This is a genomic window from Variovorax sp. 20P10.2.4, from assembly GCF_058244205.1.
The window spans coordinates 21,754-27,753 of record NZ_JBZAYE010000029.1; the positions used below are offsets into that span (position 1 = coordinate 21,754).

General features: G+C 63.5%; 7 protein-coding genes. 3 read left to right on the forward strand and 4 right to left on the reverse strand.

What is annotated here, in order from left to right:
• Positions 1-76 precede the first annotated feature (76 nt).
• Entirely contained in the window at positions 77-1,213 is a 1,137-nt protein-coding gene (locus AC27VN_RS05015) for a hypothetical protein (RefSeq protein ID WP_490875840.1), read from the reverse strand.
• 152 nt (positions 1,214-1,365) lie between these two features.
• On the opposite strand from AC27VN_RS05015, the gene AC27VN_RS05020 reads away from it, so the two are divergent.
• The gene (locus tag AC27VN_RS05020; RefSeq protein WP_490875841.1) at positions 1,366-2,073 is read left to right on the forward strand and encodes a hypothetical protein; all 708 of its coding nucleotides are present in this window, start codon (positions 1,366-1,368) and stop codon (positions 2,071-2,073) included.
• Positions 2,074-2,348: 275 nt separating this feature from the next.
• Here the strand turns inward: AC27VN_RS05020 and AC27VN_RS05025 are convergent, their stop codons facing one another.
• Both AC27VN_RS05025 and AC27VN_RS05030 read right to left on the reverse strand, forming a co-directional pair.
• Positions 2,349-2,648: an L-2-amino-thiazoline-4-carboxylic acid hydrolase gene (locus AC27VN_RS05025; protein ID WP_490875842.1), complete on the reverse strand. Its 300-nt coding sequence runs from the start codon at positions 2,646-2,648 to the stop codon at positions 2,349-2,351.
• The gene (locus AC27VN_RS05030) at positions 2,645-3,052 is read right to left on the reverse strand and encodes a hypothetical protein (protein ID WP_490875843.1); all 408 of its coding nucleotides are present in this window, start codon (positions 3,050-3,052) and stop codon (positions 2,645-2,647) included. The genes AC27VN_RS05025 and AC27VN_RS05030 overlap by 4 nt, the downstream gene beginning before the upstream one ends.
• Positions 3,053-3,251: 199 nt before the next feature.
• On the opposite strand from AC27VN_RS05030, the gene AC27VN_RS05035 reads away from it, so the two are divergent.
• Positions 3,252-3,854, forward strand: a complete 603-nt coding sequence (locus AC27VN_RS05035; RefSeq protein WP_490875844.1) for a LysR family transcriptional regulator — start codon at positions 3,252-3,254, stop codon at positions 3,852-3,854.
• Between the two features lie 3 nt (positions 3,855-3,857).
• Here AC27VN_RS05035 and AC27VN_RS05040 read toward each other — a convergent pair whose 3' ends face one another.
• Positions 3,858-5,540 carry an InlB B-repeat-containing protein gene (locus AC27VN_RS05040; RefSeq protein WP_490875845.1) on the reverse strand — a complete coding sequence of 561 codons (1,683 nt, stop codon included), beginning with the start codon at positions 5,538-5,540 and terminating at the stop codon, positions 3,858-3,860.
• 188 nt (positions 5,541-5,728) lie between these two features.
• Here AC27VN_RS05040 and AC27VN_RS05045 point away from each other — a divergent pair.
• Positions 5,729-6,000 (forward strand): response regulator (locus AC27VN_RS05045; protein WP_490875846.1); only part of this gene is annotated, 272 nt, incomplete at its 3' end.

Here is a 6,000-nt window from a genome sequence, read left to right on the forward strand (position 1 = left end):
GTTGACAAGAAGCTTTGCGTGTGCGTCCTCAGATGAAAAATCAAAGTGCCACGATATCTAAGGTGAGTCGGAGGTGCTAAGCCGCCAGTAGATCGTGCTCGTCAAGTCGCAGCAGTAGTTGGTCGCACTCATCTTCGGTCAGGGCGGGGCAGAGGGCAGGTGTTAGTCGGATGTTTCCGGTGGGAAACCGTTGGTCGTTGAAATGAAAGCCCCTGGGCTCAAGCGCTGCCCAAAATGCAGCTAGACCCAAATCATGCGTGTAGAAAACGGGCTTTTTGCTAGCCCCGAGAGCCTGCATGCCAGTGAGTAGCTCCAAGAACAGTAGATCAAGGAGCGCGGCGTATGCCATGTCCTCTCGATAAACTAGCTTCGGCTTTAGAACAGCACGGCCGGGTCGATGTGCGGCACTCGCTGGAATGCCCGGCGCGTGATCGTACAGGCAGCTAAGGACCGCAAGTACCACAAGCGAATTCGCCTTGATGCCATGTGCGCGAGCGGAGTTCAGAATCTTCGCCTCCACTTGGATGCGTTGCTTGAGGCCGGCTGGCTGTGCTACCGAATGGCAGACGCTTTGGAGAAACGGATTCGCTTTTTGTTGATAGCGAGTGAGATCCCCGAGCAGCCGTTTGAGTCCTTCGAGCTGGACTCCTTCGGGGTTATGAACGCGAGCCTCGGGTAGTACGCGGCGCAGCACCTTTGTCGCTCGCGCCAGGCTTCCTTGAAGTTCGGAGTGGCTTTGCAGCCGGCGCTGAGAGCCTTCAAGTACAAACGGGAGCGGACTCACTGTTCGTCCGGCAAGTTCGAGGCCATCGTGCGGCTCAATGTGTTGGCTGGCTTGGCCGGGGGAGGATGCGAAATTCTCCTTTCGTAGCTTTTCAATTCTGATGATGACGTTGTTGTCGACAAAGACAGTGTCGCCGCTTGCATATGGAAAAGGAATCCAGCCACCATCGACCAGCCCGAAAAGCAGGCTTTTCGCGTTGGAGGTAACGGTCATTCGCGCGGTGAGGGGGCCTTCGCGAGTCTTGTCAGGCAAAATCCTCGCTGCGTTTGTCACCTTCACTTCAAAAGCATGTTCGCCTGCTTTCGTGAATTCCACGTAGCGGGTGAGCTGAGCGTGATTCAACGGCTCAACATCCCAGAATTCGCCCTCGAAGGGCTCCAGTTCGATAGGGCTAGGTGAATCCAACCCCGTGATCCTGAGCGTAAACATTGTGTTCAACTCCTCGAAAAATGCGAATGCTTGGCCGCCATAGCATCCTATTAGACTGATGCGTCGAAGTTCGGTTGGTAAATCAACGGCTGGCTGAAACTGATTTCCTCAAACTTAGACGGAGGAGCGTGAAGGCGAGCTAAATTCTCTGTATGACTGAATTCCTCAATGCCCCGTCTCCCCGGCCGCGCCTCAGCCTTCAGGCTGTGCTTTCGGTCTTGGCCGCGTTGGCTGCCGCTGGCGCCGTTTGCCTTCATTTGCTCGGAGGCCAGATTCATCGAACCTACCTGCGGCAGTGGGCAGTCGACGCGGACTTGTTTCCGAAGGCGGCTGATTGGATACTGAGCGGTGGTTACAACGGCCTCGTTACCTTCGGTATCCAGTCGTTGGCGGCAATCTTCCAAAACTTCCTGTGGGTGTTGCTCGCGTCGATTCCGCTGGGAATCTATGTGTGGTTGTTGCTTTCCCCCTTGGGCTTGGACCGTCTGCAGACCAAGCAATGGATCTGGCTTCAAACAGCATGGGGGAAGGTAGCGGGGTACGTGCTGAAGTCTCTGCTTGCCCTTGTCTTCTTTCCGTTCGCGTTGTTTCTTGTGGTTGTAGTCGTAGCGATTCCGGCAGTAATTGCCGAATCGGTGGGGAAATCCACTGCGGAACAAGAGTTGGCCGATTTTCGGCTTGGCTGTGAGAAGTCGAAGACGGTTTGCGTACAGTTTCTCAAGGCCGGAAATGAAGTAGCGAAGGGGTATATCTTGGACAGTTCGCCGTCGCACGTCGCGTTGTTTGACGTCAACTTGCAGCGAAGCAGGACGCTTGCTCGCGAAGGTCTGGAAGGTGTTGCAACGCGGAAGATGCCATAGAGATGCTTCGTGCGTCTCGCTCCTGGCGTGCGATGACTGACTGTTCGCTGATGTGGCCCTACCCATCCGTGTACCCATCAGAACAAATGCGACTGGGTGAACCACAGAGATAGTTCGTGAGACGGTGATTTTCGTGCGAAGCATCGATGAGCCCTCATGTTATGAGGCCTGACGACACTACTTGAGGATCTCCGCCGAGTAGTCACACTCTCCGCCAGCATTGACGCCTTCCTGCGGCGCTCGGCATGCCAACGCGACGCGGATGACCCGAAGCACTATTCGCAGTCGTCCTGGTCCGACGAAAGCCGCGCAAACCGAAAATTGCAGTGGTCCGCGCCGCCAGCCAGCGTTTGCGTCCTTTCCAGACGGATGCTTCGCGTTGCATAGGCGTCGAAATCGAGTCCGCAGATGTTCGGCAGGATTTCCTGATCTCCATGCCGAGCCGCGAATTTGCAGAAGCCGCAAGCCTTGTAGTCGATGCCGAACTCGAAGCTGTCACCAGGGCCAGGCTCGACGAAGTCGTAGACGAAATCGTCCGGAAATTCCTGCCGATGGCTTTCCGTGGCGCTCTTCAAGGCCTGCTCGCGCAGCAGGCCCGATTTTCCTGCGACATGAATTGACGCCCTGACGCGAGGCGCTCCGCTTCGGGCTCGGCGAGCAGTTGCATCTTGTAGGTTTCTCGCTCAATCTCGCCGATCATGGCCAGCGGCACGCCGCGCCGCCGAAGCACGCGGCTGATGGCCACGAAGCCCATGAGGCGCATGAAGAAATCGCTCATGCGACTTGCCGTGCCTCCGACGTAGGGCATCTGGGTGAGCACGATCTGGAATTCGCTCAACACCTGCTGTCGAATTTCATCCATCTCGGACAGATGCGCTTGCTCGCGCAGCATCGTTTCGGCAAGGTCGAGACGATGACGCATGGCGGTTTCCATGGCATCGCGATGTGTCTCGTAGAAAGGATGGATGATCTCGGCCATAGGACACATCTCCAGAGCAAGGTGGGCCGAGGAGCAGGTTCGGCATAGGCATGGCGCTGCGGCATGATGGTCTTCCTGATCGCGCAATCGGTGCTTGCATTCTTGATCGCGCCCGGGCGCTGCTCAACCGATTGTTTCTGGTCGCCTGGAAGAGTTTTTCTATTCCGAAGTCCTCACCTTCAAGTCCAGATCCGCACCCATGAGTCATCGCCTGCCCCCTCTGAACGGATTGCGCGCCTTCGAGGCTGCCGGCCGCCACCTGAGTTTCAAGTCCGCCGCGATGGAGCTCTCCGTCACGCCCGGTGCCGTCAGCCAGCAGGTGAAGCACCTGGAACAGGCGCTCGGTGTGCCGCTGTTCCAGCGCCTGCATCGCAGCCTGATCCTCACCGCGCAGGGCGAGGCCTTGTTGCCGGAAGTGGGAGAGGCCTTCAAACGCCTGTCCGAGGCCAGCGACACGGTCGCGAAGGCCCTGAAGACGAAGCCGCTTCGCCTCGGCATCTCGCCGGCCCTGAGCGACGAGCCCGAGCGCCTGCTGGCCCGCCTCGCCGGCACGAAGCGACCGCCCGACTACGTGCGCGCGGTGGCGACCGACGACGTGGCCGATCTTCTCGCCGGCCGACTCGATGCCTTGCTCCGCCCGGGTCCCGGCCCCTATCCGGGTCTGCACGCCGAAGTGCTGGCGCTGGCGCCCGGCTTCGGGGCCCACAAGAAAGCCTCGCTGGTGGTCTGGCCCGGCCTCGCCCGCTGTCGAGAATTCACCCGGACGCGGGCGCTCCTGGCGAAGGATCGAAGCGGGACGTAGACCCTACCTCCCCGACCCATACCCCCGAACCATCACCCGCGTCCCGCTCCCCGCCTCGAACTGCTGCCAGGCCAGCACCGCATTCCCCAGTTCGTTCATCCCCAGATCCGGCGCAGCCGCCGCCTCATCCGTGCTCTCCTGCAGCACCGGCGCCCCCCAGCCCCCACCCAATGCATGCCGCGCCGCGTAGAGGTCCGACGTCCCCAGGTCATTCGCCTGCGCCCAAGCAACGAAAGCATTGCTCGCATCGTCGATCCCCAACGCAGGCAGGCTGCTCAACGCCCGCGAAGCCGCGGCCCGCACCACGCTCCCCGCACCGAACGCAGCACCCGGCGCAGCCGTCGAAGCCATGAGCGCGTTGTCGAGCCGCCCCCAGCTCAGCACCGACGCACCGGTCGCGTTCATGCGCAGCACGGGCGTGCTCAGCAAGGCCTGCGTCGACGTGAATGGCGCACCCACGCGCGCGGTGCCGCCTTGCCAGGCACCCGCCGAGAAGCGCTTGAACCACACCGCGCTCTCCCATTGATTGCCGCCGCCGGGCAGGTCGGCCTGGCCCCAGGCCAGCAGCGCGTTGCCGCCCGCGTCGATCGCGAGGTCATGCGCACCGATCGACTGCGCGGTGCCCGCATCCGGCACGAGCTCGGCCGCCGTGCCCCAGGTGCCGCCCGCATTGGCGCGGTTGGTCCATAGCGAGGCGCTGCTGCCGGTCGAACGCTTCCAGACAGCCAGCGATTCGCCCGAGCCCGCCACCACCACCGCGGGGTCGCCGTTCACGACACCCACGGTCTCGTCGATCTCGATCAACGCAGCCGTGCCCCAGCCACCGGCCTGCGTGAATCGGTTGGCGTAGATGCTGAAGCGCGTGGCCGGACCGATCTGCGACCAGACCGCCACGGCGTTGCCATGGGCGTCGATGCCGATGCTCGCGTTGCCGACGGTGCCGCTGCCGGTCTCCAGCAGCGCGGGGCTGCCCCAGCCGGCGGCGGGATCGACCGGCAGTGCCCACAGGTCGTGGCCGGTCGCGGAGCTCAGCTGGGTCCACAGCACGACGGCGCGGCCGCTGGGCTTGTCGATGGCGACGCGGATGTCGCGCACCGATCCCGCGTTGGCCTCCAGGCGCTGCGGCGCGGTCCAGCCGCTGCCGGGCTGATAGCGGCTGCCCCAGAGGCGGTCCGCCTGTGAGTTGCCCTCGATCTGGCGCCACACGACCAGCGCGCGGCCCTGCGCATCGATCGCGACCTTGGGCAGGCTGGCGCCGGCGGCCGAGAGCGCGATCGCATCGCTCCAGCCCACGGTGGGCGGCGCGGCGACGAAGGCGGCGCTGACGCTGCGTGCGGCGTCCATGCGCACGCGGCAGGTGCTGGCGTTGCCGCTGCAGGCGCCGCTCCAGCCGCCGAGAACCTGGCCCGCGGCCGGGGAGGCGCTGAGGAGCACCTCGGTGCCGGTATCGAATTCGGCGTGGCAGCGGTCGGTGCAGTCGATGCCAGCGGGTTGCGATGCGACACGGCCCGCGCCGGTGATGCCGACCTCGAGCGTGTGGCGCACGACGATCGGTGCGGGTGGGGGCGGCACGATGCCGAGGGGCGGCAACGCGCCGCCACCCGAGCCTCCGCCCCCGCAGGCCGCCAGCAGGGCCAGGGCCCCCGCGCACACGATCCATCGTCCATAGCCGCTCGTCTTCGTCATCTCGCAGTCCTCGCTCGTAAAGAGGGGCGGATCGTAGGGACGGGACCGGCCCTCGCCCATAGCACCTTCGGGCACCTGCCCGAAGGTGCTGTTGGCCCTTGCGCCGCGCGCCTGTAGGCTGCCGGCATGGACAATGCGGCCCACGAGGAGAGGGCGCGGGCGGATCCCGCCCCGAGGATCACGGCACCATGAAACTCCTGCTCGTCGACGATCACCCGCTCTTCGGCATCGGCTTTGCGCATGCGCTGACGCACGCCCGTCCCGACTTCGAGGTGCAGACGGCGCTGTCGCTGGCGCAGGGCGTGGAACGCGCCGCGCAATGCGCGCCCGACATCGTGCTGATCGACTACCGCCTGGGCGGCGAGGACGGGCTCGAGGGCCTGCGCCTGTTCGGCGCCCGGCATCCGCTGGTGTCGCGCCTGATGATCTCGGGCGACGAGGAACCGGTGCTCGCGGCGCG

Bases quoted from the DNA above. Each gene is read 5' to 3' on its own strand.
- AC27VN_RS05015 (WP_490875840.1), bottom strand. From the start codon at position 1,213: ATGTTTACGCTCAGGATCACGGGGTTGGATTCACCTAGCCCTATCGAA.
- AC27VN_RS05020 (WP_490875841.1), top strand. From the start codon at position 1,366: ATGACTGAATTCCTCAATGCCCCGTCTCCCCGGCCGCGCCTCAGCCTT.
- AC27VN_RS05030 (WP_490875843.1), bottom strand. From the start codon at position 3,052: ATGGCCGAGATCATCCATCCTTTCTACGAGACACATCGCGATGCCATG.
- AC27VN_RS05035 (WP_490875844.1), top strand. From the start codon at position 3,252: ATGAGTCATCGCCTGCCCCCTCTGAACGGATTGCGCGCCTTCGAGGCT.
- AC27VN_RS05040 (WP_490875845.1), bottom strand. From the start codon at position 5,540: ATGACGAAGACGAGCGGCTATGGACGATGGATCGTGTGCGCGGGGGCC.